Source organism: Arthrobacter sp. CG_A4 (genome assembly GCF_035985125.1).
Classification (GTDB): Bacteria; Actinomycetota; Actinomycetes; order Actinomycetales; family Micrococcaceae; genus Arthrobacter.
Window position 1 is genome coordinate 40,000 of the sequence record NZ_JAXCID010000014.1, and the last position, 24,655, is coordinate 64,654.

25 protein-coding genes are annotated in these 24,655 nt (G+C 66.7%); 4 read left to right on the forward strand and 21 right to left on the reverse strand.

The genetic code is table 11. The features are described from left to right. Positions 1-29: 29 nt before the first annotated feature. From RCH07_RS08020 to infC, 4 genes are all read right to left on the reverse strand, one after another. On the reverse strand, positions 30-950 hold the full coding sequence (locus tag RCH07_RS08020) for a TrmH family RNA methyltransferase (RefSeq protein WP_326966939.1): 921 nt from the start codon (positions 948-950) through the stop codon (positions 30-32). Between the two features lie 66 nt (positions 951-1,016). After that, entirely contained in the window at positions 1,017-1,481 is a 465-nt protein-coding gene (gene rplT, locus RCH07_RS08025; RefSeq protein ID WP_326966940.1) for a 50S ribosomal protein L20, read from the reverse strand. A 120-nt stretch (positions 1,482-1,601) separates the two neighbouring features. After that, positions 1,602-1,796, reverse strand: a complete 195-nt coding sequence (rpmI, locus tag RCH07_RS08030) for a 50S ribosomal protein L35 (RefSeq protein ID WP_003798720.1) — start codon at positions 1,794-1,796, stop codon at positions 1,602-1,604. Positions 1,797-1,911: 115 nt separating this feature from the next. Further along, positions 1,912-3,135, reverse strand: coding sequence for a translation initiation factor IF-3 (infC, locus tag RCH07_RS08035; protein WP_326966941.1), 1,224 nt, complete (start codon positions 3,133-3,135; stop codon positions 1,912-1,914). A gap of 324 nt (positions 3,136-3,459) precedes the next feature. On the opposite strand from infC, the gene RCH07_RS08040 reads away from it, so the two are divergent. Next, positions 3,460-3,846 carry a DUF1844 domain-containing protein gene (locus tag RCH07_RS08040; RefSeq protein ID WP_326966942.1) on the forward strand — a complete coding sequence of 129 codons (387 nt, stop codon included), beginning with the start codon at positions 3,460-3,462 and terminating at the stop codon, positions 3,844-3,846. Between the two features lie 178 nt (positions 3,847-4,024). Here the strand turns inward: RCH07_RS08040 and RCH07_RS08045 are convergent, their stop codons facing one another. From RCH07_RS08045 to RCH07_RS08080, 8 genes are all read right to left on the reverse strand, one after another. Next, a complete protein-coding gene (locus tag RCH07_RS08045) occupies positions 4,025-5,338 on the reverse strand; it encodes an MFS transporter (protein WP_326966943.1) in 1,314 nt (437 codons plus the stop codon). A 61-nt stretch (positions 5,339-5,399) separates the two neighbouring features. Then, positions 5,400-6,392 carry an SseB family protein gene (locus tag RCH07_RS08050; protein WP_326966944.1) on the reverse strand — a complete coding sequence of 331 codons (993 nt, stop codon included), beginning with the start codon at positions 6,390-6,392 and terminating at the stop codon, positions 5,400-5,402. A gap of 12 nt (positions 6,393-6,404) precedes the next feature. After that, complete coding sequence (gene priA / locus RCH07_RS08055) at positions 6,405-7,151, reverse strand: bifunctional 1-(5-phosphoribosyl)-5-((5-phosphoribosylamino)methylideneamino)imidazole-4-carboxamide isomerase/phosphoribosylanthranilate isomerase PriA (RefSeq protein WP_326966945.1); 747 nt, start codon at positions 7,149-7,151, stop codon at positions 6,405-6,407. 78 nt (positions 7,152-7,229) lie between these two features. After that, a complete protein-coding gene (locus RCH07_RS08060; protein ID WP_326966946.1) occupies positions 7,230-7,388 on the reverse strand; it encodes a hypothetical protein in 159 nt (52 codons plus the stop codon). Further along, positions 7,389-8,162 carry an imidazole glycerol phosphate synthase subunit HisH gene (gene hisH / locus RCH07_RS08065; protein WP_326966947.1) on the reverse strand — a complete coding sequence of 258 codons (774 nt, stop codon included), beginning with the start codon at positions 8,160-8,162 and terminating at the stop codon, positions 7,389-7,391. It abuts the gene before it with no gap. After that, a complete protein-coding gene (gene hisB, locus RCH07_RS08070; RefSeq protein WP_326966948.1) occupies positions 8,159-8,785 on the reverse strand; it encodes an imidazoleglycerol-phosphate dehydratase HisB in 627 nt (208 codons plus the stop codon). The genes hisH and hisB overlap by 4 nt, the downstream gene beginning before the upstream one ends. A gap of 85 nt (positions 8,786-8,870) precedes the next feature. After that, positions 8,871-9,989 carry a histidinol-phosphate transaminase gene (locus RCH07_RS08075; RefSeq protein ID WP_326966949.1) on the reverse strand — a complete coding sequence of 373 codons (1,119 nt, stop codon included), beginning with the start codon at positions 9,987-9,989 and terminating at the stop codon, positions 8,871-8,873. A 68-nt stretch (positions 9,990-10,057) separates the two neighbouring features. Beyond that, positions 10,058-10,483, reverse strand: a complete 426-nt coding sequence (locus RCH07_RS08080) for a LysM peptidoglycan-binding domain-containing protein (protein ID WP_326966950.1) — start codon at positions 10,481-10,483, stop codon at positions 10,058-10,060. A 350-nt stretch (positions 10,484-10,833) separates the two neighbouring features. On the opposite strand from RCH07_RS08080, the gene lexA reads away from it, so the two are divergent. Next, on the forward strand, positions 10,834-11,583 hold the full coding sequence (lexA, locus tag RCH07_RS08085; protein WP_326966951.1) for a transcriptional repressor LexA: 750 nt from the start codon (positions 10,834-10,836) through the stop codon (positions 11,581-11,583). Between the two features lie 434 nt (positions 11,584-12,017). Here lexA and RCH07_RS08090 read toward each other — a convergent pair whose 3' ends face one another. Both RCH07_RS08090 and hflX read right to left on the reverse strand, forming a co-directional pair. Then, positions 12,018-14,231, reverse strand: coding sequence for an ATP-dependent DNA helicase (locus tag RCH07_RS08090; RefSeq protein ID WP_326966952.1), 2,214 nt, complete (start codon positions 14,229-14,231; stop codon positions 12,018-12,020). After that, positions 14,224-15,792: a GTPase HflX gene (gene hflX / locus RCH07_RS08095; protein ID WP_326966953.1), complete on the reverse strand. Its 1,569-nt coding sequence runs from the start codon at positions 15,790-15,792 to the stop codon at positions 14,224-14,226. The genes RCH07_RS08090 and hflX overlap by 8 nt, the downstream gene beginning before the upstream one ends. A gap of 548 nt (positions 15,793-16,340) precedes the next feature. Between hflX and RCH07_RS08100 the strand changes: the two genes are divergently transcribed. Continuing rightward, positions 16,341-16,955 carry a class I SAM-dependent methyltransferase gene (locus RCH07_RS08100; protein WP_326966954.1) on the forward strand — a complete coding sequence of 205 codons (615 nt, stop codon included), beginning with the start codon at positions 16,341-16,343 and terminating at the stop codon, positions 16,953-16,955. On the opposite strand, the gene dapF is transcribed toward RCH07_RS08100, so the two are convergent. The 6 genes from dapF to RCH07_RS08130 form a co-directional block, all read right to left on the reverse strand. Further along, positions 16,936-17,892, reverse strand: coding sequence for a diaminopimelate epimerase (gene dapF, locus RCH07_RS08105; RefSeq protein ID WP_326966955.1), 957 nt, complete (start codon positions 17,890-17,892; stop codon positions 16,936-16,938). The genes RCH07_RS08100 and dapF overlap by 20 nt on opposite strands. Positions 17,893-18,096: 204 nt before the next feature. Continuing rightward, positions 18,097-19,002 carry a tRNA (adenosine(37)-N6)-dimethylallyltransferase MiaA gene (gene miaA / locus RCH07_RS08110; protein ID WP_326966988.1) on the reverse strand — a complete coding sequence of 302 codons (906 nt, stop codon included), beginning with the start codon at positions 19,000-19,002 and terminating at the stop codon, positions 18,097-18,099. Between the two features lie 115 nt (positions 19,003-19,117). Next, positions 19,118-20,728: a tRNA (N6-isopentenyl adenosine(37)-C2)-methylthiotransferase MiaB gene (gene miaB / locus RCH07_RS08115; protein ID WP_326966956.1), complete on the reverse strand. Its 1,611-nt coding sequence runs from the start codon at positions 20,726-20,728 to the stop codon at positions 19,118-19,120. Positions 20,729-20,826: 98 nt separating this feature from the next. After that, a complete protein-coding gene (locus RCH07_RS08120) occupies positions 20,827-21,387 on the reverse strand; it encodes a regulatory protein RecX (protein WP_326966957.1) in 561 nt (186 codons plus the stop codon). Positions 21,388-21,502: 115 nt separating this feature from the next. Beyond that, positions 21,503-22,555, reverse strand: a complete 1,053-nt coding sequence (gene recA / locus RCH07_RS08125; RefSeq protein ID WP_326966958.1) for a recombinase RecA — start codon at positions 22,553-22,555, stop codon at positions 21,503-21,505. Between the two features lie 312 nt (positions 22,556-22,867). Then, positions 22,868-23,086, reverse strand: a complete 219-nt coding sequence (locus RCH07_RS08130; protein ID WP_326966959.1) for a DUF3046 domain-containing protein — start codon at positions 23,084-23,086, stop codon at positions 22,868-22,870. Positions 23,087-23,130: 44 nt separating this feature from the next. Between RCH07_RS08130 and RCH07_RS08135 the strand changes: the two genes are divergently transcribed. Beyond that, the gene (locus RCH07_RS08135; RefSeq protein ID WP_326966960.1) at positions 23,131-23,640 is read left to right on the forward strand and encodes a MarR family winged helix-turn-helix transcriptional regulator; all 510 of its coding nucleotides are present in this window, start codon (positions 23,131-23,133) and stop codon (positions 23,638-23,640) included. Between the two features lie 453 nt (positions 23,641-24,093). On the opposite strand, the gene RCH07_RS08140 is transcribed toward RCH07_RS08135, so the two are convergent. Then, entirely contained in the window at positions 24,094-24,546 is a 453-nt protein-coding gene (locus tag RCH07_RS08140; RefSeq protein ID WP_326966961.1) for a helix-turn-helix domain-containing protein, read from the reverse strand. Between the last annotated feature and the right edge of the window lie 109 nt (positions 24,547-24,655).

A 24,655-nucleotide genomic window follows, 5' to 3' on the forward strand; every position in this document is an offset into this window, starting at 1 on the left:
TCCGGCTGCGTTTCCAGCCGCACCAGCCGCTACGCGGATTCCGTGCCGCTCCCCTGCTGCGACTGCTGCGCGCGGGCGCTGGCGTACAGGCAGACCGTGGCCGCGGTTCCGAGGTTGAGGCTCTCGGCAGCCCCGTACACCGGCACGGCCACCCGGTGGTTGGCAAGAGCAAGTTCTTCCCCGGACAGTCCCTGGGCCTCGTTACCGAAAAGCCAGGCGGTCGGATTCTCCAGCGCGTACCCGGATTCCGGAGCCGGCGCCCCCAGCCGGCGGGCGGAGTTCTCGTCCTGGAGCCGGTCCAGGTTGAGCTCGCCGTCGCCGTCGGCGGCCAGGACGCCGATACCGCGTTCCTTGCATTGGGCGACGATCTCCTCGACTTCGGCGCCGAGCACAACCGGCAGGTGGAAGAGGGATCCCGCCGTCGAACGCACCGCTTTGGGGTTGTAGATATCGACGCTGGAGGAGGTCAGGATGACGGCGTCCGCGCCGGCCGCGTCGGCTGCCCGCAGAACAGTACCGGCGTTGCCGGGGTCACGGACCTGGGACAGCACAGCGATCAGCCGCGGACCGGCGTCGAGCACCTGCTCGAGAACCGTGTCCAGGAAGCCGCAGACCGCAAGAACACCTTGCGGGTTGACCGTGTCCGCCATCGCGGCGAGCACTTCGTCGGTGGCGAGGTAGGCGGTGGTGCCCTCCGCGAGTGCTTCCAGGTCCGGGTGCCGGTCCAGGCAGGACTCGCTCGCGTAGACCTCGTAGACGATGCCGGGCTCCCCCGCAGCAATCCTCCTCTGGTGCAGGCCAAGGGCTTCCCGGACTGCCTGCGGCCCCTCAGCGAGGAACTCACGGCGCTTTAACCGGGCCGGGCGCCCGGCAAGCTGAGCTACCTTCCTCACCCGATCAGCTCGAGGGTTGGAGAGTACGTCATCTTGCGGGCGCCCGGTTTCGTTCATATAAGAACCTTAGTTGCTATTGCAGCCGGTTCTTGAACGAGGCAGCCGTCCGAACTACTTCAGGTTCTACTCGGCAGCCTCGTCGGTGGCCTTCTTGGCAGCAGGCTTCTTGGCGGCGGCCGGCTTCGTGGCGGCCGGTGCAGCCTCGGCCTGGACGGCCGGAGCTGACGTATCGGCGGGCAGCGAATCCTTGGCGATCTTGACCAGCGCGGCGAAGGCGTTGGCGTCGGAAACGGCAAGCTCGGCCAGCATACGGCGATCAACCTCGACCTCAGCGGCCTTCAGGCCCTGGATCAGTCGGTTGTAGGTCAGGCCGTTGGCGCGGGAGGCAGCGTTAATGCGCTGGATCCACAGGCGGCGGAAGTCGCCCTTCTTCTTCTTGCGGTCGCCGTAGCTGTACACAAACGAGTGCAGCAGCTGCTCTTTGGCCTTGCGGTACAGGCGTGAACGCTGTCCACGGTAGCCCTTTGCGCGTTCGAGGATAACCCTGCGCTTCTTGTGGGCGTTTACCGCCCTCTTCACACGTGCCACGTGCGTACTCCTTCGAAAATTCTGATCCCAAGCGTCTACTGCCGGAACAACCGGCCGGCCTGAGAAGCCTTTTTAATAGTTGACTGCTGCCAGGTGGCAATCAGCCAGAGAACTTGGAACTTAGATGCCGAGCATCTTCCGAATGACCTTGGCGTCGCCCTTGAAGACGATCTTGTCGCCGGCCAGGCGGCGGGTCAGCCTCGAGGACTTATGCTCGAGGTAGTGCCGGCGGTTGGCCTGCTGGCGGCGCAGCTTGCCGGTACCGGTCAGCTTGAAGCGCTTCTTAGCACCGCTGTGGGTCTTCATCTTCGGCATGGGAACCGATCTCCTTACGTATCCGCAGACAAGGTCTGCAGTCTTTCGTGCAGCCACCCCTGCGGGCGGCATGCTGGTTGCTTGCTGCCGGACATTGCTGTCCGGCAGCCGTGAACTAGTTGGTCTTCTTGGTTGCCGGCCTGGCGGCGGCCTTGGGGGCAGCCGGCCGTGCCGCGGGCTTCGGTGCCGCAGGACGCGGAACCGGCTTGGGCGCAGCCACCGGCTTCGGTGCTGCTGCCGGAGCAGCCTTGTCACCCTCCGGGGCCTTGGCAACCTCGGGAGCCTTCGCGGCTGCAGCCTTCGGCGCCGGAGGCGCCTTGGCAACTGCCGGCTTGGTAACTGCGGGCTTGACGGCGGCCTTGGGAGCCTCGCGCTTCGGAGCAGCCTTGGCGGCCTTGGGGGCCTCCTTCGGCGCTTCCTGGACGGGAGCCTTTTCTGCCGGAGCTGCCTCGACCTTGGTCTCGGCGGCGGGGGCCTCCGTAACGACGGCTTCTTCCACCGGGGCGGTCTTGGCCGGAGCCTCGACGACGGCGGCTTCCGTTGCGGGGGCCTCCGCTGCCGGTGCCTCAGCCTCGGTCACCGGCGCCTCGGGTGCAGTCCGGACCTCGTAGCCCTCCGGAAGAAGATCGGCGAGCGACTGCGTCAGGGGTGCTTCGGGGCCTGAGGTCTCAACGCGGCCGCCACCCGATGCCTTCGCTTCGTTCTCGGCCTTGGCTTCGGCGCGCTGCGTTGCGCGGCGAGCCTCCGCCTTGGCTTCGGCCTTGTTCTTCAGCGGGCCCACTACCATGACCATGTTGCGGCCATCGATGCGCGGGCTGGACTCCACAACCCCGACTTCAGCGACGTCGTCGGCAAAGCGCTGGAGCAGGCGGATGCCCATCTCGGGGCGCTGCTGCTCACGGCCGCGGAACTGGATCATGGCCTTGACCTTGTCACCGGCACCGAGGAAGCGGAGCGCGTGGCCGCGCTTCGTCTCATAGTCATGGGTGTCGATCTTCAGGCGGAAACGGATTTCCTTCAGGACCGTGTTGGTCTGGTTCTTCCGGGCCTCGCGCGCCTTGACCGCAGCTTCGTACTTGTACTTGCCGAAGTCCATCAGCTTGCACACCGGAGGCTTAGCCTGAGGTGCAACTTCAACGAGATCAAGATCCGCTTCGGCAGCCAAACGCAGGGCGTCTTCAATACGGACAACTCCTACTTGTTCGCCTGCAGGGCCGACCAGCCGCACCTCGGGGACGCGGATACGCTCATTGATTCTTGGCTCGCTAATGTTAAGGCTCCTGTGTTCGTGAGGGGTATTCCACCGGCAAAAAGAGAAGGCCTCCAATTGCCGGAGCAATCGGAGGCCTCGAGGATCGGTGCTGCCTGCCTCCTGAGGAGGCGGCATACATTCCCGCCAGGCTGACGCCCGGGTAAATGCCCGACCAGGTACCCGGCAACCTTGCTTCTTGCGAAGCTTCCCGAAGGATCGCGGCTGACGCGGGTGGGAGAGAACTCCGCTTGCTAACTGGAAACCGATTCTACAGAAAGAATCCCGTCCGGCGCACATCCACAACGGATCATGGTTGGTTCAACGGGGTTTCCACCTGTAGTCAGTCACCGCCATTCAACTCTGAGCAGTGAAAATAACGACATCCAGTCGGTCTGTGACAAGCTTACCAGCATGAGCACAACAGAGCGTAATTCACACGTCTACGAGCCCGACGGCGCCCAGAGCGATGTCGCACAGCAGATCCGCGACATCTCCGAGGTTCCCGCAATCGAGGTCATCACCACCGCCGCTGTGCACCTCATGAGTGCCGCCGCCGTAAAGCTCGGCCTGGCCGCCGAGGAGAACGCCGATGAGCTCAAGGACCTGGACGAGGCCCGGAAACTGATCACGGCCCTCGCCGGCCTGGTCACCGCGGCCGCGCCAGAGATCGGATCGCAGCATGCCGGCCCCCTGCGCGACGGGCTGCGGTCGCTGCAGCTGGCCTTCCGCGAGGAATCGATCCTTCCGGACGCCCCGGGCAAGGGTCCGGGCGAGAAGTACACCGGCCCGGTCAACTAACATCGCAGAAACCAGGCAGTAGCCAGTCACTTCGCGACGGCGGCCGGACCACGGTGGTCCGGCCGCCGTCGTCGTTAACGCAGGCTGTGTTTGACCATCGTCGTCCTCGATCGTCGTCAGTCATCGTCCGTCGCTGACGAACGCCGCTGGAACCGCGCCGTCGGGACTGCGCCGCTGCTTATGCGGTGGAGGCCAGCCGGAGCCGGCGGCGGTGCTGCAGCACAAGTCCCACGAGGCACAGCACGACGCCGGCCACTCCCACGGCGGCGAAACCGGCCCCCGGGCTGACGCCGTCGATGAAGAGTCCGGCCAGCGGCGCCCCGAGGGCCACGCCGCCGGTGAGCGCCGATCCGTACCAGCCCATCGCCTCACCACGGCGGCGCTCGTCGACGAGTGCGGCAACTTTCTCCGAGGCTGCCGAGAGGACCGGGGCGCACAGCAGCCCCGGCAGGAGCGAGAGCAGGCTCAGTGTCCAGGTGTCCTTCGCAAACGCCATGGGAATGGACAGGGCTGACATGCCCAGGAGCAGCAGAATCGGAGAGATCGGCCGGTGCAGGGCGCCGTAGATGAGCCCGCCGACCACCGAGGCCGCGCACCAGAAGAGGAACACGAGGCCGATCTCGGCCTGGTGTCCACCGGCCTCGAGAACCGCAACGATCCCCACGTCGGTGCCGCTGAGCACCATGCCTGCCCCGGCCGCGACGGCGAAGACGGCGCCCACGGCGGCGGTGAACCAGGCGAAATTGTGGCTGACCTTGTGCCGCAGCCCGGACCCGTTCTGCCGCCTTTCCGCGGCGGACGCCAAGGGCGCCAGCTCTGCGGCGGCTTCCTGCAGGTGGGCCGGTGCGGCGGCGACGACGGCGGCTTCCGCGCATTCCAGCTGGTCCGCTTCGAATCCGGCATCCGGAACTGCGGTGCGGGTGGGCGGGTTGAACCACATGAGGAAGAGTCCGGACACCGAGGTGGCAGCGCCGATGATGGTGAGCCCCAAGACCGAGTGTCCGGCGGTGGCCACGAGGGCGCCGGCAGCGGGCCCGATCATAAAGACCAGTTCCGTGGAGATCGCGTCCAGGGCGAAGGCCGTCCGACGCTGTTCCCCCGTGGCAAGTACGCCGAGGGACTGGCGCACCACGCTGAAGATTGGCAGCGTGAGCAGGCCGCCGACGAAGACCAGCGGCAGCAGCAGCTCGTAGGACACGTGCGGCACGATTGACCAGATGACCGTCTCGGATATGACTGACGGGATTAGGGCCCTGCGCAGGCCCACGGTGTCGACCCGCCGGCCCCGCCAGGGTGCCCCGACGGCGATGCCGATGGTCATGACGGCTGCTGCGGCGCCAGCGGCGGCATAGCCCTGCCCCAGGGTCAGGACGATGTGCAGGGTCAGCAGCACACCCGCGGCCGAGTGCGGTATTCGGGCGATCATCCCGACCAGCAGCAGCCGCCTGACCGGCCGCACGGCCAGCAGCTCACGGTAAAGCGCGAAGTTCACGAAACTATTTCCTTCTGGTACTTCCCCCAGCGGCACCGGGAGGTCTCCCGCTGGCTGTCAGTTACGGTGCTGCACGCTCTAACTTGACCTCGATCGAGTCAACCCGTTCGGCAAACATTTCATTCCGGCCCCACGCCGTGTTCAGGCCTGCCACGATCAACTGCACACCGTCGGCGTCGAGACCGTCATCCAGGTACAGGACCACCCGGACTTCCGGGCCGGCGCCACCGCCGGGGTATCGGCGTCCATCGGCGGCAACCGAGGCAACTCCACCGCCTGGCTGAATTTCTACACGGCGGACCTCCGGAAAGCCTACCGCCGCCAACCCGAGGGACTGCGCCAGCTCGGGATCCGCGTACGCCGGTGTCCACGGCCGCTGCTGCGCCAAGGCCCAGACGGCCGGCCGTCGCACCACGAATGTGACGGCGGAGCCGGGGTCGAGCACAAGCAGTTCGGCCCCTTCTGCGACGGCGGACAGCGCGGCGCGGGCCGCATACACGGCAACGGGCCGTGCCTCGGGATGCCAGGCCTCCAGCGCCGCGGCCGAGGTGAACAGTGGCATCGCGGTCCGGCCGTCGGGCGCCTTCAACGTCACGAGGGCCATATCGGCCTGCTTGTCACCGTGGAGCTTTTCACCGTGCAGCTTGTCACCGCGGATCTTGTCACCGTGGAGCTTTTCACCGTGCAGCTTGTCACCGCGGATCTTGTCACCGTGCATGGTGTCCACCGCCGGGCGCGTCACGCCTTCGCCTTCTTCGGCGAGCTGGGCGAGGATCGGCACGAAGACCCGGGCGGTGGACAGCGCGGCGACCACGCCGGCTTCGTCACCTTCCCCTGCCGCGAGGGCCGCAATGGCGGCGAGGTAGCCGGGGTCGGCCATGCCGTCGTCGTCCTCGAAATTGTGGATCCTGGCGTCCTCGCCGGCCAGGCTGCGGCCGGCCCAGGGCCGGCCTGCCGAGTCCGTCGCCCGGCCGGCGCCGGCCAGGGCAGCGGCAATATGGCCCGGCAACTGCCGGGAAGGTGTTGCGCTCTCGCCTTCAGGCTGGTGCTTCATCCCGCGGACCTGCTAGCGGCGGCCGGCCACGTCAAGGGCCTCGGGCAGTGTGAAGTTGCCGTGGTAGAGGGCCTTGCCCACAATCGCGCCCTCGACGCCGAGCGGCACGAGGGAGCGCAGGACTTTAAGGTCATCGAGGCTGGAAATGCCGCCGGAGGCGACGACGGGCTTGCCGGTCTTCTCGACCATCTGGCGCAGGAGTTCGATGTTGGGGCCCTTGAGGGTGCCGTCTTTGGTCACATCCGTGACGACGTAGCGGGCGCAGCCGGCCTCTTCGAGCCGGCCGAGGACGTCCCAGAGGTCTCCGCCTTCCCTGGTCCAGCCGCGGCCGGCGAGGGTGGTGCCGCGGACGTCCAGGCCGACGGCGATCTTGTCGCCGAAGCGCTCTATCACCCGGGCAGTCCACTCCGGGTTTTCCAGGGCGGCGGTTCCCAGGTTCACCCGGGCAACTCCAAGCTCGAGGGCGTTCGCCAGGGATTCGTCGTCGCGCAGGCCGCCGGAGAGCTCCACCTTGATGTCCAGCCGTCCCACCACTTCGCGGAGCAGTTCCGCGTTGGAGCCCCGGCCGAACGCGGCGTCAAGGTCCACCAGATGGACCCACTCCGCGCCCTGCTGCTGCCAGCTCAGCGCGGCTTCCAGCGGCGTGCCGTAGCTGGTTTCGCTGCCGGCCTCGCCCTGGACGAGGCGGACGGCCTGGCCGTTCACGACGTCGACGGCGGGCAGCAGTTCAAGGACGGGCAGCGGGGTTTCGGTGGTCATCGTGGGATCCTCAGTTTCTCAGCGGATGGCGGTGGTCGGGTTGCTGCCGGCGTGTTGCTGCCGGCGGTTGGCGGGCAGCTAGCCGGCGGGCAGGGTCAGGAGATAGGCGGCCAGCAGCGACATCCCGGCCAGTGCATAGAACACGATCTGGACCCAGCGAGGGCTCTTCTGCTGCCGGAACGACAGCGCCCCGCCAATCAGTAGCCCGGCGAGGCCCATAAGCACTATCGACCACATTTAGGCGGTCGCTTCCGGCGCGGCGGCTTCCGCTTTGACGTCCGGGACAGCAGCGGTCCCGGAGCCGTTGCGCAGGCCCTCGACCCAGTTGCGCAACAGGCGCGCCCCGGCGTCACCGGACTTCTCCGGGTGGAACTGGGTGGCGCAGAGAGGGCCGTTTTCCACGGCCGCGATGAACGGGGCACCGTGCTCGGACCAGGTGACCAGAGGCGCCGTCATGCGGGGCTGGATCACGTCGAAGTCCCAGTGCTGCACACCGTAGGAGTGCACGAAGTAGAAGCGCTCGCTCTCGACACCGGCGAAGAGCTGGGAACCGGCCGGCACGGACACAGTGTTCCAACCCATGTGCGGTACCACTTCGGCCGGCAGCAGCTCGACTTTGCCGGGCCACTCCCCCATGCCCGGGGCCTCGGTGCCGTGCTCCACGCCGGCCTCGAACAGGATCTGGAGCCCGACGCAGATGGCCAGCACCGGCCGGCCACCGGCAACGCGGCGTCCGATCATGCGGATGGCGTCAACGGCTTTGAGCTCGCGCATGACAGTTTCGAAGGCGCCGACTCCCGGGACGACGAGGCCATCGGCGTTAAGTACGTCCTCCGGCTTGGCGCTGAGGATGACCTCGGCCCCGGCGCGCTCGAGCGCGCGAACGGCCGAGCGGATGTTGCCGGAGCCGTAGTCCAGCACCGTGACGGTGGGCTTACCCTCGGGCGAGACGGGCTTCCTGCCGGCGTCGGGGTTGATGATGGCGCCGTCCTGCAGCACCTTGCCGGTCACAGCGCACCCTTGGTGGAGGGGATTCCCTCAACGCGCGGATCGGATTCTATGGCCGCACGCAGGGCGCGGGCGAAGGCCTTGAACTGGGCCTCGACGATGTGGTGCGGATCCCGGCCGGCGGTCACGTTCATGTGCAGGCAGATCCCGGCGTGCAGTGTGATCGCCTCGAAGACGTGGCGGGTCAGGGAACCGGTGAAGTGACCGCCGATCAGGTGATATTCCTGGCCGGCGGGCTCCCCTGCGTGCACGAGGTAAGGGCGCCCGGAAACATCGACAACGGCGTGCGCCAGGGCTTCGTCCAGGGGAACCGTGGCCTCGCCGAAGCGCCGGATGCCTGCCTTGTTGCCCAGTGCTGTGCGCAGGACCTCGCCGAGAGTGATGGCAACATCCTCCACCGTGTGGTGCACGTCGATGTGGGTGTCCCCCGTCGCCTTGACTGTCATGTCGATCAGCGAGTGCTTGCTCAGCGCCGTCAGCATGTGGTCGTAGAACGGAACCGAGGTGCTGATATCCGAGACGCCGGTGCCGTCCAGATTAATCTCGACCAGGACAGTTGACTCGCTGGTGGTCCGTTCCATACGCGCGGTCCGCCCCAGTGCAGCGGTTGATCCGGTGTTGCTCATGTTGAGGTGTCCTTTGGCTGAAGGCGGGGTGTAGGGCTTGCGGCGCCGGACTCGCGGGCGGGGGTTGCGGGCTCCGCGCTCAAGTCTAGGCCTGCTGTGCTGCGCGGCTGGTCAGTATCCTCTCAAGGGCTTCGAGGAAGGCTGTGGTTTCCGTCTCAGTGCCGGCAGTGACACGCAGGTGCCCGGGGATGCCGACGTCGCGGATCAGTACCCCGGCGTCCAGAAGTTCCTGCCAGGTCTCGTGCGAATCCCCGAGGCCGCCGAAGAAGACGTAGTTGGATTCGGAGGCCGCGGGTTTGAGCCCCATCCGCTGCAGTTCGGAGACTATCCGGTCACGCTGGCGCTTGATGTCCTGGACGTCGGCCATGAGCGCGGTCCGGTGGTTTAGCGCGGCCAGGCCTGTCGCCTGCGTGATGGCGGACAGGTGGTACGGCAGCCGGACGAGGCGCAGGGCGTCGGCGACTTCGGGGGCCGCCGCCATGTAGCCCAGCCGTGCGCCCGCGAGGGCAAACGCCTTGCTCATGGTGCGCGAGACAATCAGCCGCTCCCGGCCTGGCAGCAGCGTGAGGGCGCTCGGCGTGCCGTCGTGGGCGAACTCGTGGTAAGCCTCGTCAACGATCACCACGGCCTGGCTGGCTTCGCCCGCTTCATAGACCGCTGCCACGACGTCGAGGCCAAGCCCGGTGCCGGTGGGGTTGTTCGGGGAGCACAGGAACACAATATTGGGCTGCAGTTCACGGACCTGGCGGGCTGCCGATTCGGCACTGAGGCCGTAGCCCTCGGCGCGGACCCCGGCGATGTATTCCGTGTCCGTCCCGGCGGCCAGCAGCGGGTACATGGAGTAGGTTGGAGGGAAGCCGAGGGCGGTACGGCCCGGTCCGCCGAAGGCCTGGAGGATCTGTTGGAGGACCTCGTTGGATCCGTTGGCTGCCCAGATGTTCTCCGCACCCAGGCCATGCCCGAGGTAGTCCGCCAGGGCTCCGCGCAGTTCGGTGAACTCCCGATCCGGATATCGGTTGAGTCCGGCTGCCGCGATGGTCACGGCCTCGGAAATCGCGGCGCGGACATCGGCCGGCACACCATGGGTGTTCTCGTTGACGTTCAGCAGGATCGGCACCTCCAACTGCGGTGCACCGTACGGGCTCAGCCCGCGCAGATTGGTCCGGAGGGGGAGTCGATTCAGGCGTTCTAACTGGTCAGTCACTCAACTAGTTTAAGCGAGACGGCGACGAGCCCTGAAACTGCGACGCCTGACGGACTGCACCAGTGATGTTACTTGGCCGGAACGACCAGTGACTGGCCTGGAACCACGCGGGCCGCCTCGAGGTTGTTGAGCTGGAGAATGTCGGCCACCACATCGCGGGGGTCACGCTCCGGAGCCACTGTTCCGGCGATCGCCCACAGCGAGTCTCCGGGCTGGACGGTGACCGAAACAGCCGGGGTCAACCGCAGATCGGCGGCGGACTCGGAGGCCCTGGCCGGCGCATTGAGAAAGCCGCTGAAGGAGAGAATAAGGGCGGCCAGCAGGATAAGGGGAACGCCGAAAAAGACGAAGCGTCCGCGCCTGGTCAACCGCAGCGGCGCCTGCCTGGTGCGGGCCGCGGAGCCGTGCCCGCGGAGTGAACGACCATCGCCGGATACCTCTCCGCGGTCATTTGTGTAGCCGAATGTGTCGTGAAACGCGCTTGATGCTGACATGAACTGAGCCCTCCTGGACCATACGGTGCCGCCCGGCGTACTGCACGTACTTGCCGCCAACCGGCCTAACCTTCGAACATAGAACCGAACGTCGTGCCCTGTCCGAACATCGCTGGAGTCGAACACATATTCGAACTTCGCTAGTTCTGTTTTAGCACTTATCGACGAACATTGTCGAGACTCGCTAGAACAAATGTTTGAAAAACTGCTGCGGCTGGCCTACGTTGGAGTCACAGGACAACCGCATCTGCAGTTGATCAGCAGGGTCTGACAAAGTCCGACAAACAGAGCCGTACGTTGCGGCAACTGCAGCGACGACAGCCGGGCATAAGGGAAAGGCGTTGGCGAATATGGCAGCACAAGCCACCGGCGGCAGGGCCAGCCAGCGGAACCCGCAGGCAGCCCGGCCCCCGAAGAGCCTCACCATCCGGCAAAAGAAGATCCTGGAAACCATCCAGCGCTCGGTATCGGAGAACGGCTACCCGCCGTCCATGCGTGAGATTGGCGACTTGGTTGGACTGGCAAGCCTCTCCAGCGTCACCCACCAGTTGTCCCAGCTCGAGAAGCTGGGCTACCTGAGGCGCGACCCCAAGCGTCCGCGTGCCATGGAAGTGCTCATGCCGCTGACCCTGGATGAGGGGGCCACCAGGATTTCAGGAGCCGGGAAACCGAGCGGCCTGCGCTCCGTGGGCGGGTTGTCCGTCTCCGAGCTCACCAGCGCCACGGATACCGCTATGGTGCCGCTCGTGGGCCGGATCGCTGCCGGCGGCCCTATTCTCGCCGACCAGGTGGTCGAGGACGTGATGCCGCTGCCGCGCCAGCTGGTGGGTCATGGTGAGCTTTTTATGCTCAAAGTCGCAGGCGATTCGATGATCGACGCCGCCATCTGCGACGGCGACTGGGTGGTGGTACGCCGGCAGAGCGACGCCGTCAACGGCGACATCGTGGCCGCTCTGCTGGACGACGAAGCGACGGTCAAGACCTTCCGCCAACGCGACGGCCACATGTGGCTGTTGCCGCAGAATACCCAGTACGAGCCCATCCTCGGCGATCACGCCGTCATCATGGGCAAGGTGGTCTCGGTCCTCCGCTCCCTCTAGCTAAAATCAGATACCGGCTCTGACGCTCGCTCACCTTTCGCGGTGGACAACAGAACGCTTCCTCACTTTTCGGTTTGACCGTAAATGCTCCGTCACATCATGTGACGGAGCATTTACCTTTGGCACTCAGAATCGGAGTGCTCCCTGTTTCGGGTCTTTCGCCGAAGTCCGCCGACTCGGGGTGGGCTAATACGAGCGGGCACTGGGACACGACACGCAATCTTTCCTGCGACGCGCAGATGTCGTGGCGCTACCGGAATACCCGTAGCGCCAGGGCATTTGCGCGTCGCAAGGATAAATGCGCCGCGTCAGCAGCCCGGCACCGGAAGTCCGCGGAGTCCAGGCGCTGCCGTCGCCCGCGGGCCGGAGCAAGTGGGCGGGAACGCCGCGACCCGGGCCGGGGCGTTCCACCCGGAATCCCTGAATGGCAGCGACTACGCGGCCGGTTGCCCGGATTCTTTGGCGAGGCGTTCCAGCGCAGCAAAGGCTATCGCGGGATCGGTGGTGGGCCAGAACGGCGGAAGTGCGGCGCGGAGGAATCCCCCGTACCGTTCCGTGGATAGCCGTGAGTCCAGCACCGCCACCACTCCTTTGTCCGTCGTCGTCCGGATCAGCCGCCCGGCGCCCTGTGCCAGCCGGATCGCGGCGTGGGTCGCCGACACGCTCATAAAGCCGTTGCCGCCGGCCTGGGCCACCGCCCTGGACCGCGCCGTCATCAACGGGTCGTCCGGCCTCGGAAAGGGGATCCGGTCGATCACGACCAGCCGGCAGGAGTCGCCCGGGACGTCAACGCCCTGCCACAGCGACATAGTCCCGAAGAGGCAGGTGTCCGGCTCGTCGGCGAACTGCCGCACGAGCGCGGTCATGGTTGAGTCTCCCTGGCAGAGAATGCTCAGCTCCAACCGCGGCCGCATGGCCTCGGCGGCGTCTTCGGCGGCGCGGCGGGAGGAAAACAGGCATAAGGCCCCGCCGCCGGAGGCCCGGATCAGTTTCTCCAGCTCATCAAGCGCTTCCGGGGAGGTGCCGCGGCCGGGTTTGGGCAGGTGCTTCGCAACGTAAAGAATCCCCTGCTTGGGGTATTCAAACGGCGAGCCGACGTCGACGCCGGTCCAGCTGGGCGCGCCGGGGCCGACCAGTCCAAGGCCGCCGGCGGCCGGTTCAAACGCCGAGCCGATCGCCAGGGTCGCCGAGGTCAGGATTACCGTGTGGTCCGCGAACAGGCCCTCGCGCAGCCGGCCGGCGACGCTCAGCGGCGCCACGTTGATCAGCGCCGGAGCGGACTCGTCCGGCTGGGAGTACCCCTGCGCCGGGTCGAAGGTGCTGGTGCGGGAAAACCACACCACTTCACGGTTTTCCCGGGCCGCGAGCAGCCGTTCGCAGAGTTCCAGGATGACCATGAGCCGGGAGCGGGCGAGCTGACGTCCGCCGTCGGCCGTGTTGGCGCTGTCCCCCTTGGAATCGGACAGCCCGGCGCGGCAGGCATCACGCAACTGGTCCACACAGTCCAGCTGTTCGCTGTTGAGGCCGTTAGGCATAAGTCCGCCGGGGACGCCTTCAATGGCGAGTTCGAGGTTGGCCGCTGCATTGCTCAGCGCGTCAACGGTAATGCCGGTGTGCTTCCGCGCCCCTGAAGCGGCAACATTCACCATCGCCACGGAGAGCTGCCCGGACACGGCGCCGGTGACGCGGTCCTGGAGTTCGTGCGCCTCGTCAACCACCACGACGTCGTACTCGGGCAGCACGGCGAGGCCCTCGAAGGCGCTGACGGCCAGCATGGCGTGGTTAGTGACGACGACGTCGGCGTCTGCGGCGTTCTGCCGGGCCAGTTCACTGAAACATTCGCCCGCCAGCGGACATTTCTGCGCCCCGAGGCATTCCATCGAGGTGACGGATACCTGGCGCCAGGCGCGGTCGGTCACGCCGGGCATCAGCTCGTCGCGGTCGCCCGAGGCGGTCGCCTCGGCCCATTCGCGGAGCCGGACTACTTCCTTGCCCAGCTGGGAGGACGCGCCGCCCATGGCCGCGGCAAAATGCGGGACGGACGTGTCCTCGCCGAGGGAGAAGAGCTGGCCCTCGGAGGGCTCCTCGGAGGGGAAACCGCCGTCGAGCTTGTGCCGGCAGACGTAGTTGGAGCGGCCCTTGACCAGGGCGACCTTGACGGGCCGCTCCAGGGCAGGGGTGATGGTCTTGAGCAGCCGGGGCAGGTCGCGGCCCACGATCTGGGTCTGGAGGGCCAGGGTGGCGGTGGAGACGAGGGTTGGTTTCTGGCTGACCAGCGAATGGGCGATCAGCGGGACCAGGTAGGCGAGGGACTTGCCCGTGCCGGTGCCGGCCTGGACCAGCAGGTGGTCTCCGCTGTCGATCGCGCGCGCCACCTGCCGGGCCATTTCATGCTGGCCGTCACGGCTCTGGCCGCCCATGCCGGAAACTGCCCGGTCGAGGAGGTCAATGACGAACTCCTCGCCGTGCGGCTGGACTCTACCCACCGCCTTTTTTGCTGCCGGCCCGTGTCCGTCAGCTCCGTCAGGATTTTCACCAGCCCGGGTCCCGCCGGCAGATCCGTCGCCGGCACAGTCGTTCCCTGCGGAGTCGTCCCCGGCGGGGCCTGCCCGCTCCGGGTCCGGCCCCGTCACCGCTGCCTCAGTCATTGCTGATAAACGAATCCAGTTCAGCAGCGAATCCTTCGCGCACCATTACGACGGCCCGGGTGCCGGATTCCCCGTGGTCGAGGCTGAGAATCTCGGCGTCGGTCTCGTGCAACTTGCTGAGCAGGTCTCCGCGGTCGTACGGGATCATCAGTTCCAGCTTCACGCTGGGCCGCGGGATGCCGTCGCTGATGGCTTTGAGCAGCTCCGGAAGGCCCTCACCGGTGCGTGCCGAGACCACCACGTGGCGCGGTTCGCGCTGCTTGAGCCGTTCGATCACGAAGGGGTCGGCGGCGTCGGCCTTGTTCAGGACGATGATTTCCGGGACCTTGCGGGCGTCGACTTCGCTGAACACCTTGCGGACGGCGGCGATCTGGCCCTCCGGATCCGGGTGGGACACATCGACGACGTGCAGGATCAGGTCCGCGTCGGCAACCTCCTCCAGGGTGGAGCGGAAGGCCTCCACGAGCTGGGTGGGGAGCGAGCGGACAAAGCCCACGGTATCGGCGAGGGTATAGCCCAGCCCGTCGGAGGTTTCAGCCTTGCGGACTGTCGGGTCCAGGGTGGCGAACAGGGCGTTCTCCACCAGGACACCGGCATCCGTCAGCCGGTTCAGCAGCGAGGACTTCCCGGCGTTGGTGTACCCGGCGATCGCTACTGACGGCACGGCATTACGACGGCGGTTGGCGCGCTTGGTTTCCCGGGCCGGTTTCATCGCGGCGATTTCGCGCCGCAGCTTGGCCATCCGGGTGCGGATCCGGCGCCGGTCCAGTTCGATCTTGGTTTCACCGGGACCACGCGAGCCCATGCCGGCGCCTGCGCCGCCCACCTGGCCACCGGCCTGGCGGGACATCGAGTCACCCCAGCCGCGCAGGCGCGGGAGCAGGTATTCGAGCTGGGCCAGTTCCACCTGGGCCTTGCCTTCGCGGCTTTTGGCGTGCTGGGCAAAGATGTCCAGGATCAGGGCCGTGCGGTCAATGACCTTAACCTTGACGATGTCTTCCAGGCTGCGGCGCTGGGACGGGGCCAGTTCGGCGTCGACCACGACGGTGTCCGCGCCGGTGGACATCACGATGTCCTTGAGTTCCTGGGCTTTGCCGGATCCGAGGAAAGTTCCGGGATCGGGCTTTGCGCGGCGCTGGACAATACCGTCGAGGACCTCCGAGCCTGCGGTCTCGGCGAGGGCTGCGAGCTCACGCAGCGAGTTCTCGGCGTCGGCGAGGGTGCCTTCGGTCCAGAGACCGGCCAGCACAACGCGCTCAAGGCGCAGTTGCCGGTATTCGACTTCGGTGACATCTTCGAGTTCGGTGGACAGGCTGCCGATCCGGCGTCGGGCGTGCCGTTCTTCGAGGTCCTGCTGGTCGCCATCGTAGTTGCCGTGCTCCGCGTCCGGCCCGGAGATCGCCTGGGCCTTGCCGAGCACCGGCCGTGACTCGGCGGCAGCCGGGGCCTCGGTCCGGGCGGGGGTGTCCTTGGAGAGGATCCGGTCGATGACAGCCTGGATCTCCGCGGGGCTCATGTCCGGGGCTGCTGAATCGGGTCCGGTGTTGGGCTGGCTGGTCATGGTCTCCTTTGAAGGTTCGGCAGTTTCAGAATAGTGCCGATCGGTGCTGTGTGGGGCGGTATTCGCGCTGGGCTGACGACTATCGGTCAAACGGGTCCTCCTGGTATGCCGGCGGCGGTGCCGGGGGCAGAGTGGGCTCCGTGTGGAGCGGCGGGATGAGGGAGGGAAATCATTGATATGAGTTGCTGCCTGGACACGCCTGCGGGGACGAACATACGCCCGAGTCTTGTTGTCCAGAACTGTCCATGTGACGGGAATCGCTGTCCGCCAAATGGTGCGGACCCCAGACAGGGACGAAACACTGGATTGGGCGCTGCACAAGATCAAAGTTGCGGAAGGCAATTACCTGCGTCGCTGCGGTGACGGGATTTGACCCGCACCGGCTACTTGAAGATTGAGAACATGCCCTCAACAGTAGCAGACGGTGACGCTGCCTCCGGCCCGGGCGGGCGTCCGGGTGTGCTCCCCCGACCCGTGCCGCGGCAGCCCCGGACTTCCTGCCCCCACCGGTTTCCCATACAGGCCGACGGCCAACTAATCTGCCAGATATGGAGTCTGCACACTATTTCAGCGCCCAGCCCGCCGGGGCCTTCACGCGCAAGCCACTGACCGTGGAGCTTGCCGGCGAGACGCGCCGCTTGCAGACGTCCTCGGCCATCTTCAGCCCGGACGGCATCGACAAGGGCACGGCGGTCCTGCTGGCTGCGGTTCCGGCCCCGGCACCGCAGGGGAAGCTGCTGGACATCGGCTGCGGCTGGGGTCCGATCGCGCTCACCATGGCCCTGCGGGCACCGCATTCGCAGGTCCACGCCGTCGATGTCAACGAACGTTGTGTGACCCTGACCAACGAGAATGCGGCGCTGCTGGGGCTCGGGAACCTCACGGCCAGTACACCGGACGCCGTCGATCCGGAACTGCGCTTCGACACCATCTGGTCCAACCCGCCCATCCGGATCGGCAAGGACGAACTCCACGCGCTGCTGCTCCTGTGGCTGCCGCGGCTCGCGCCCGGCGGCTCCGCGTGGCTTGTGGTGCAGAAGAACCTGGGCTCGGACTCGCTTCAGCGCTGGCTCGCTGCGGAGCTGGACGGCAGCTTCACCGTGACGCGGGAGAGCACGTCAAAGTCGTTCCGCATCCTGCGGGTCAGGAAAGCACCCCACTAGCCACGATCGCGGCCGGCCCGCTGAGCTCGACATGCTCGTGGCCCCCCGGGCCGAGGAAAAACTTTACGCCCACGACGCCGCCGGGCACGTGGACGTTCCACACGTCCGGGGCGCCCTGACCGGCCCAATGGCGGATCGCGGCGGCGGTGGCACAGGCGCCGGTGCCGCAGGACTGGGTCTCCCCCACACCCCGCTCGTACACGCGCATCGTGATGGTCCCGACACCCTCATGGACCAGCGGCTCGGACGGCACGACGAACTCGACGTTGGTGCCCTTCGGCGGCGTCGGATCCACGTGGGGGGCGGTGAATAACTGCGTGGCGTTGAGTTCGGAGAGCTCGGCGAGGGCGACGACGGTGTGGGGGTTACCCATGCTCACCGAGAGTGCGGGGCGGGCCACCTCAAGACCCTCGGCGCTGACCAGCGAATCCATGGCCCGTGCTGTGGCCTCGCCCGGGAAGATAAACTCCCAGGACCCCATGTCGACGGCATAGCCGGCGGCGGTGCGCACAATCGTCTTTGCGCCACCCCGGGTGCCGATGGTCAGTGACTCGCCGGCAGGCAGCTCCACTAGACCCTCGGCGATCAGGAAGTGCACAAAGACGCGGACCCCATTGCCGCACATTTCGGAAAGCGAACCGTCGCCGTTGCGGTAGTCCATGAACCATTCGGCGTCCGGGTGCCCTGTGAGCAGCTCCTGTCCCTCGGGCAGGAGCCGGGACGGCACGGCGCGGATCAGGCCGTCCCCGCCGACGCCGCGGTGGCGGTCGCAGAGGGCCGCGACCTGCTCGGGAGTGATGGAGAGGGTACCGTTCGGGTCTGCGAGGAGCACAAAGTCGTTGCCCGTGCCGTGGCCTTTGGAGAATTTTAGTCCGCTCAGGGCTGCCGTGTCACCGATGGAGTTGCGGTCAGCGGCCACGGCCAGGGATTTATCCATGGTCCAAGGTTACCGTTCCGGCGCGGGCGCTGAAAAAGGAACCCAATATTCCACCCGGACTCCACGGAACGTCTCGCGGCATCCTCGCCGGAAAGCTGCGCCGGGCCGGAAGGCAGCGCCGGGCCGGAAGGCAGCGCCGCGTCGTGAGGCAGCGCCGGGCCGGAAGGCAGCGCCGGGCCGGAAGGCAGCGCCGCGGCGCGAGTGCTACGCCGCGTCCGCGCCGGGGCTGCACAACGCGGCGGCCTTCGTCACAAGTTCCGGGTCCTGCCAGTCCAGCCAGTGGATGCGCGGGTCCCCGCGGAACCAGGTGAGCTGGCGGCGGGCAAACTGCCGGGTCGCCACAATGGTTTCCTCCACCGCCTGCGCCTCGTCCGACTCGCCATCGAGGACCTTGAGGAACTGGGCGTAGCCGAGCGCGCGCGGGGCGGTCCTGCCGAGCCGGAGCCCCGCGGCATCGAGCTGCCGCACTTCCGCGAGCAGTCCGCGCGCTACCATGGCGTGGACGCGGGCAGCGAGCCGTTCCCGGAGCAGTTCCCGGTCCACCGAGAGGCCAATCTGCACGGTCGGCTGGAAGTACTCCCGGGTGGGCATGAACGAGCTGAAGGGCCGCCCGGTGAGTTCGAACACTTCGAGGGCACGGATAACCCTGCGCGCGTCGCCGAGCCTGCCGGCGGACACCGGGTCCACGGTCTCCAGCCGAGCCAGCAGCGGGGCCGGGCCTGCCGCTGCCAGTTCGGTCTCGAGCCGGTGCCGGATTGCGGGGTCTGTGCCCGGGAACTCCAGCACGTCAAGGGCGGCGCGGACGTAGAGCCCGGAGCCGCCGGCCAGGATGGCGCGTCTGCCGCGGCCGTGGATGTCGGCAATCCGAGCCCGGGCCTGCTGCTGGAAGTCCGAGACGCTGGCTTCCCCGGTCACGTCCAGGATGTCCAGGAGGTGGTGGGGCACTCCCCTGCGTTCGGCCCCGGTGACCTTTGCCGTGCCGATGTCCATGCCGCGGTAGAACTGCATGGAATCGGCGTTGATGACTTCGCCGTCGAGTTCCAGCGCAAGCGAGGCGGCAAGATCGGACTTGCCGGAACCGGTCGGTCCGACGACGGCGATCACCGGCAGTGCCGGTGTTGCGACTTCCGGTGTTGCGCCTGTGGCGGTGTTCTCTGCCGGTGCTGTGCCTGCTCGCGCGTCGCCGGCGCTGCCGCCAGGGGCTCCCTGCGGAGGTGCCACGGGACTAGCGGCCGCGGACCGGAAGGGTGGGCATGCCCAGAGACACACCCGTGGTACCAGAGGCTGCCCCCGGCACGGGTGTACCACAGGAGTCGGCCAGGGACCGGTCCCAGGCGTCACCGGCGCGGGAACGGCGGAGGCTGTAATCCAACGCCGACGCCGGATCGGAGACAAGGTGGAAGGCAGCCGCCGCGGTGATGGTCACGGTGACGAGATCGCCAGGGCGGGGTGCTTCAGCGCCGGCGGGCACGGAGAAGTGCACCAGCCGCTGGTCCTGGGCACGGCCGGAAAGCCGTTGGGTTTCCTCGGCTTTGCGGCCAGGCTGGGCCGTGACCATGACCTCGACGCGGCGGCCAAGCTGGCGGGCGTTTTCCTCGGCCGCGATCCGGTCCTGCAGCGCGGTGAGGCGTTCGAAGCGTTCCTGGACCACGGCCTTCGGGAGTTGGTCCGGCAGCTCCGCGGCGGGCGTGCCGGGCCGCTTGGAGTACTGGAAGGTGAAGGCGGTGGCGAAGCGGGAATTCTCCACGACGTCGAGGGTGGCCTGGAAGTCCTCTTCGGTTTCGCCGGGGAAGCCGACGATGATGTCCGTGGAGATGGCCGCGTGCGGGATCTTCTCGCGGACCTTGTCCAGGATGCCGAGGAACTTTGTGGAACGGTAGGACCGCTTCATGTCCCTCAGGACTTTGTCCGAGCCGGACTGCAGCGGCATGTGCAGCTGCGGCATGACGTTGGGGGTCTCGGCCATGGCGTCGATGACGTCATCGGTGAAGGCGGCCGGATGCGGGCTGGTGAACCTGACGCGTTCGAGACCGGAGATCTCGCCGCAGGCGCGAAGGAGCTTCGAGAAGGCTTGCCGGTCGCCGAATTCCACGCCGTAGGAGTTCACGTTCTGGCCCAGCAGGGTCACTTCGATTGCGCCGTCATCGACGAGGGCCTGGATCTCGGCCAGGATGTCGCCCGGCCGGCGGTCTTTCTCCTTGCCGCGCAGCGCCGGCACGATGCAGAAGGTGCAGGTGTTATTGCAGCCCACGGAGATCGACACCCAGCCCGCGTAGACCGAGTCGCGCTTGGTGGGAAGCGTGGAGGGGAACACATCGAGGGACTCGAGGATTTCCAGCTGCGCCTCGTTGTTATGGCGCGCGCGCTCCAGCAGGGCGGGCAGGGCACCGACGTTGTGGGTGCCGAAGACAGCGTCCACCCAGGGTGCCTTTTTCAGGATGGCCTCGCGGTCCTTCTGTGCCAGGCAGCCTCCGACGGCGATCTGCATACCCGGGTTGGCGGCCTTGGCCGGCGCCAGCATGCCGAGGTTGCCGTAGAGCTTATTGTCGGCGTTTTCCCGCACCGCGCAGGTGTTGAAGACCACGACGTCGGCCAGTTCCCCTGCGGAGGGGACGTAGCCGGCGGCTTCCAGTATCCCGGCCATACGCTCGGAATCATGGACGTTCATCTGGCAGCCGAAGGTGCGCACCTGGTAGCTGCGGGGCTGCACGCCATCACGCGCCGGCGCGGACTCCGGCACCGGCCCAGCGCTGGCTAAAGGCCCAGCGCTCATTAAAGGCGCAGTGTCCGTTGAAGGGGTGATGCCGGCTACTGGGGAGGGAATGGTCAAACTCACCTGTTAAGGGTACCGGGTCGGCGCCGTCACCGCGCGGCGTACACCGGCCGGCCCATCATGGGCGATGCACCCCGCAGCCCGACCGGTCGGCACCCGATTCAGAAATCCGGTTCGGTTTCCGTTTCGGCGCCCGCCACGGCGGCATCGAGGACTTCGCCGACGATCCGGAAGGACTGGGCGGGCTGGTACCCCTTGCGCGCTAGCATCGAGGCAAGCCGGCGCGCGGCCTTGTCACGCTCGGCGCGGTCCGCGAATCCGGTGACGGCCCTGAGCTTGCGCTGGACCAGGCCACGCGCCGCGGACTCCTCATCCTCCTCGCTGAGCTGGTCAAGGGCGACGTCCGCGACGTCCCCGTCAATGCCCTTCTCAGCAAGTTCACGCCGGAGTGCTCCCTTGGCCAGCTTGCGGCTCCGGGACCGGCTGCGGACCCACATGTCCGCAAAGTCGGCGTCGTCAATGAGCCGCACTTCCTCGAAGCGGTCAAGCACGGCTTCGGCGATGCCCTCCGGGATGTTGCGGTCAGCCAGCTTCCTGGCGAGCTGGAGCCGGCTCTTGGGCGAATTCGCCAGCTGCCGGAGCACCACGGCCCGGGCCACGGCCGCCGGATCGACGTCGCGGTCCTGCGCCGATGCCGGCTCCCCGGGCGGCGACTCCGACATTGCCGCTCCCCCGGAGCGGATGCCCTCAGCGAAGCCGGGGGCAGGTTTCCGGGCGGGGAATCCTGCCCCCCTGGTTGCTCCGCGCCGGGAAGCCGCGGCCCCGGACGCCCTGCTGCTAGAAGCCGTCAACGGCCTTCAGCTTCGGTGATTCCTCGGTCTCGGCGGGGACCTTGACGCCGACGCCGAGCTTTTCCTTGATGAGGCGCTCCAGCTCGGATGCCAGTTCAGGGTTGTCGCGCAGGAACCGCCGGGAATTCTCCATGCCCTGGCCCAGCTGATCGCCGTCGTAAGTGAACCAGGACCCCGACTTCTTGATCAGGCCGTGCTCGACACCCATGTCGATGATGCCGCCCTCACGGGAAATGCCCTGGCCGTAAATAATGTCGAATTCGGCAATCTTGAAAGGCGGAGCCATCTTGTTCTTGACGATCTTGGCCTTGGTCCGGTTGCCGACTGAATCCGCGCCCTCCTTGAGGGTCTGGATCCGTCGAACGTCGATGCGGATCGAGGCGTAGAACTTCAAGGCCTTACCACCGGTGGTGGTTTCGGGGGAGCCGAAGAACACGCCGATCTTTTCGCGCAGCTGGTTGATGAAGATGGCGGTGGTCTTGGTCTGGCTCAGGCGGCCGGTGATCTTACGCAGGGCCTGGCTCATCAGACGGGCCTGAAGACCGACGTGGCTGTCGCCCATGTCGCCTTCGATTTCCGCGCGGGGAACCAGCGCTGCGACGGAGTCGATGACGATTACGTCAAGGGAGCCGGAACCGATAAGCATGTCCATGATTTCCAGGGCCTGCTCGCCGGTGTCCGGCTGCGAGACCAGGAGTGCGTCGGTGTCGACGCCCAGCCTGGCTGCATACTCGGGATCGAGGGCATGTTCGGCGTCGATGAAGGCGGCGATGCCGCCGAGGCGTTGGGCGCTGGCTACTGCGTGCAGCGCCACGGTGGTCTTACCGGAAGATTCCGGACCGTAGATTTCCACGACGCGGCCGCGGGGCAGGCCACCAATTCCCAGTGCGATGTCCAACGCAATGGAACCGGTCGGAATGACCTCGATCGGCGCACGGACTTCGTCACCCAGGCGCATAACCGAGCCTTTGCCGAACTGCTTGTCAATCTGTGCAAGCGCTGCGTCGAGCGCCTTCTGACGATCCGGGGCTGCGGCCATGGTTCACACCTCTAATACTTTCTCGCTGTGGAGTGGCCGTTGCGGCCCTATGGTTGTGATCAGTGTTTCAATCAACGATTCGATCAGTGGTCTATCATCACTTACGCTAGCGGCACCCACCGACAGTGGTGCCGGCCGGCGTCGCGTATGTGGATAACGCTCTGAAAAAAGCATAGTCCTGCCCGAACAAATATTCGAACAATTGGACGGCGTGTCAGGCACCGGCTGCACCGAACCGGCTCTCAGCGGCAGGCCACCGGGACTCGCACTCAGGATCCAGCTAGCAGAATCCTGCCGTCAATGGTGCCGACGTCAGTGGGGTTTCACGTCGCGGCCCAGCCGCCGCTCAGGCGGGACCTCCTGGACATCGCACAAGGCCAGCCACACCTGCCGGGGCGGTACACCGGCCCGGAGTGCCTGATCGGCCGTGTGGCCGCCCACTCCGGCCAGGACCAGCGAACTGCTGAGGACACGCGAGTAGCCTGACCCGAATTCGTCGTCCATGAGGCGCCAAAAATCACTGATTCGCACGAATAGAGTCTCTCACGACGCGGACGGACCCTAGAATGGTTGCCATGAGCAACGCCGTCGAGGGGCCCGTGCTAGCCGGGAGCGCCGAGGACACCGCAGAAGCCGGCCTGATAGAGGTCGAAAACCAATTGAGCCTGCTCTGGCGCCGCGGGCGCTCCATTTCACATCAGCTCTCGCGGCAGCTCCACCCGGACATGGAACCCGCAGCGTATGGCCTGCTCTCGGTGATCCACCGGCGAGGCGCCGTGCGGCTTACCGAGCTGGCCTCGAGTATCTGCGTCGGTAAGCCCTCGGTAAGCCGCCAGGTCGCGTTCCTCGAAAGCCTCGGGCTTGTGTCCAAGCAAGCCGACCCTCTCGACGGCCGCGCCCAGATGATCCGCCTGACGCCCTTGGGCGACGAGAAGATGCACCACGTGCAGGACGCCCGGCGCGAAGTTTTTCGCCGACAGCTCGGAGACTGGCCAGCGGAAGAGCTGGCGACACTCGCCCGCTATATCGCCAGGCTCAACGCGAGCTATGAGCGCGTCGGCCTCCCCCAGGACGACACCCGCTAGTTCGAGCCGACGGCGTGCCGACATACTCCGGCACATGGCCGGGGGGCCGGGTGCGGTGGCCGGGCTCAGGGACATGCCCCGCGCCGGGGCCAGCCAGTGGACATAGTGTCACTATGCCCAATCCCGGGTGCGAAGAATGGGCATGTCCCGCTGGACTGAAGACCCGCCCTAATGGACATGCTCCGCGCCGCGGCCAGCCGGTGGACATAGTGGCATTATGTCCAGTCCCGGGTGCGAAGAATGGGCATGTCCCCCGGCGCGAGGAGGCCCCGGCGCTGCCTGTCCCCCGACGAACCAGCGTAAATGACCGCTGGTTCGAACCGACTGCGTGCGACACCTTCCGGCACGCATTCCCGTAGGCAGGAGCACCCCCTGCAGCATGCAGGAGGACCCCCGGCACGTGGCCGGGGGTCCTCCTGTCTGGAACTATGCGCGTCTAGAGCGCGGCTCGGGCTACCGTGCCCCGGAGAGCAGGCCCTTGGCCAACTCATCGTTGAGGTCGGTGTTCAGCTCATGGTCCAGGTCGCGGCCGTAGCGCTGGGCGAACTCCTGCGGGACGGTGTCCGGAACAGCGACACCCTCGGCGACGGCGACGCGGTCGCTCACTTCGCGGAGCATAAGCGAAAGCGGAACATCGAGGGCCGAACAGATCGAGGAGAGCAGCTCCGAGGAGGCTTCCTTCTGGCCACGTTCCACTTCACTTAAGTATCCCAGCGAGACGCGGGCACTGTGCGAGACTTCGCGGAGGGTACGGCCCTGGCGCTGGCGCACATCGCGGAGTACATCACCGATTTCGTGACGAAGTACAACCATCTTGCGCCCCTTCTGTTCGCTCTTAGCCTTATCGGCGAGGCCCACATCCTTCCAGCGGACAACGCCGTTCACGGATACGGGCTGCTTTACCATCTGTATCGCCTTGCTCCCTCGTATATCGAGACCGCCGGTTGAGGCGGACTAGTGATGCCTTCATCCTAGGCGCCTCCCCTCTTCGGAGGCGTCACAATCTAACAACTAA

Bases quoted from the DNA above. Each gene is read 5' to 3' on its own strand.
- RCH07_RS08140 (WP_326966961.1), bottom strand. From the start codon at position 24,546: ATGGTAAAGCAGCCCGTATCCGTGAACGGCGTTGTCCGCTGGAAGGAT.
- priA (WP_326966945.1), bottom strand. From the start codon at position 7,151: ATGACCACCGAAACCCCGCTGCCCGTCCTTGAACTGCTGCCCGCCGTC.
- RCH07_RS08135 (WP_326966960.1), top strand. From the start codon at position 23,131: ATGAGCAACGCCGTCGAGGGGCCCGTGCTAGCCGGGAGCGCCGAGGAC.
- recA (WP_326966958.1), bottom strand. From the start codon at position 22,555: ATGGCCGCAGCCCCGGATCGTCAGAAGGCGCTCGACGCAGCGCTTGCA.
- RCH07_RS08090 (WP_326966952.1), bottom strand. From the start codon at position 14,231: ATGACTGAGGCAGCGGTGACGGGGCCGGACCCGGAGCGGGCAGGCCCC.
- hisB (WP_326966948.1), bottom strand. From the start codon at position 8,785: ATGAGCAACACCGGATCAACCGCTGCACTGGGGCGGACCGCGCGTATG.
- RCH07_RS08120 (WP_326966957.1), bottom strand. From the start codon at position 21,387: ATGTCGGAGTCGCCGCCCGGGGAGCCGGCATCGGCGCAGGACCGCGAC.
- dapF (WP_326966955.1), bottom strand. From the start codon at position 17,892: ATGGATAAATCCCTGGCCGTGGCCGCTGACCGCAACTCCATCGGTGAC.
- hflX (WP_326966953.1), bottom strand. From the start codon at position 15,792: ATGACCAGCCAGCCCAACACCGGACCCGATTCAGCAGCCCCGGACATG.
- lexA (WP_326966951.1), top strand. From the start codon at position 10,834: ATGGCAGCACAAGCCACCGGCGGCAGGGCCAGCCAGCGGAACCCGCAG.
- RCH07_RS08060 (WP_326966946.1), bottom strand. From the start codon at position 7,388: ATGTGGTCGATAGTGCTTATGGGCCTCGCCGGGCTACTGATTGGCGGG.
- rpmI (WP_003798720.1), bottom strand. From the start codon at position 1,796: ATGCCGAAGATGAAGACCCACAGCGGTGCTAAGAAGCGCTTCAAGCTG.
- RCH07_RS08080 (WP_326966950.1), bottom strand. From the start codon at position 10,483: ATGTCAGCATCAAGCGCGTTTCACGACACATTCGGCTACACAAATGAC.
- RCH07_RS08040 (WP_326966942.1), top strand. From the start codon at position 3,460: ATGAGCACAACAGAGCGTAATTCACACGTCTACGAGCCCGACGGCGCC.
- RCH07_RS08020 (WP_326966939.1), bottom strand. From the start codon at position 950: ATGAACGAAACCGGGCGCCCGCAAGATGACGTACTCTCCAACCCTCGA.
- RCH07_RS08050 (WP_326966944.1), bottom strand. From the start codon at position 6,392: ATGAAGCACCAGCCTGAAGGCGAGAGCGCAACACCTTCCCGGCAGTTG.
- RCH07_RS08100 (WP_326966954.1), top strand. From the start codon at position 16,341: ATGGAGTCTGCACACTATTTCAGCGCCCAGCCCGCCGGGGCCTTCACG.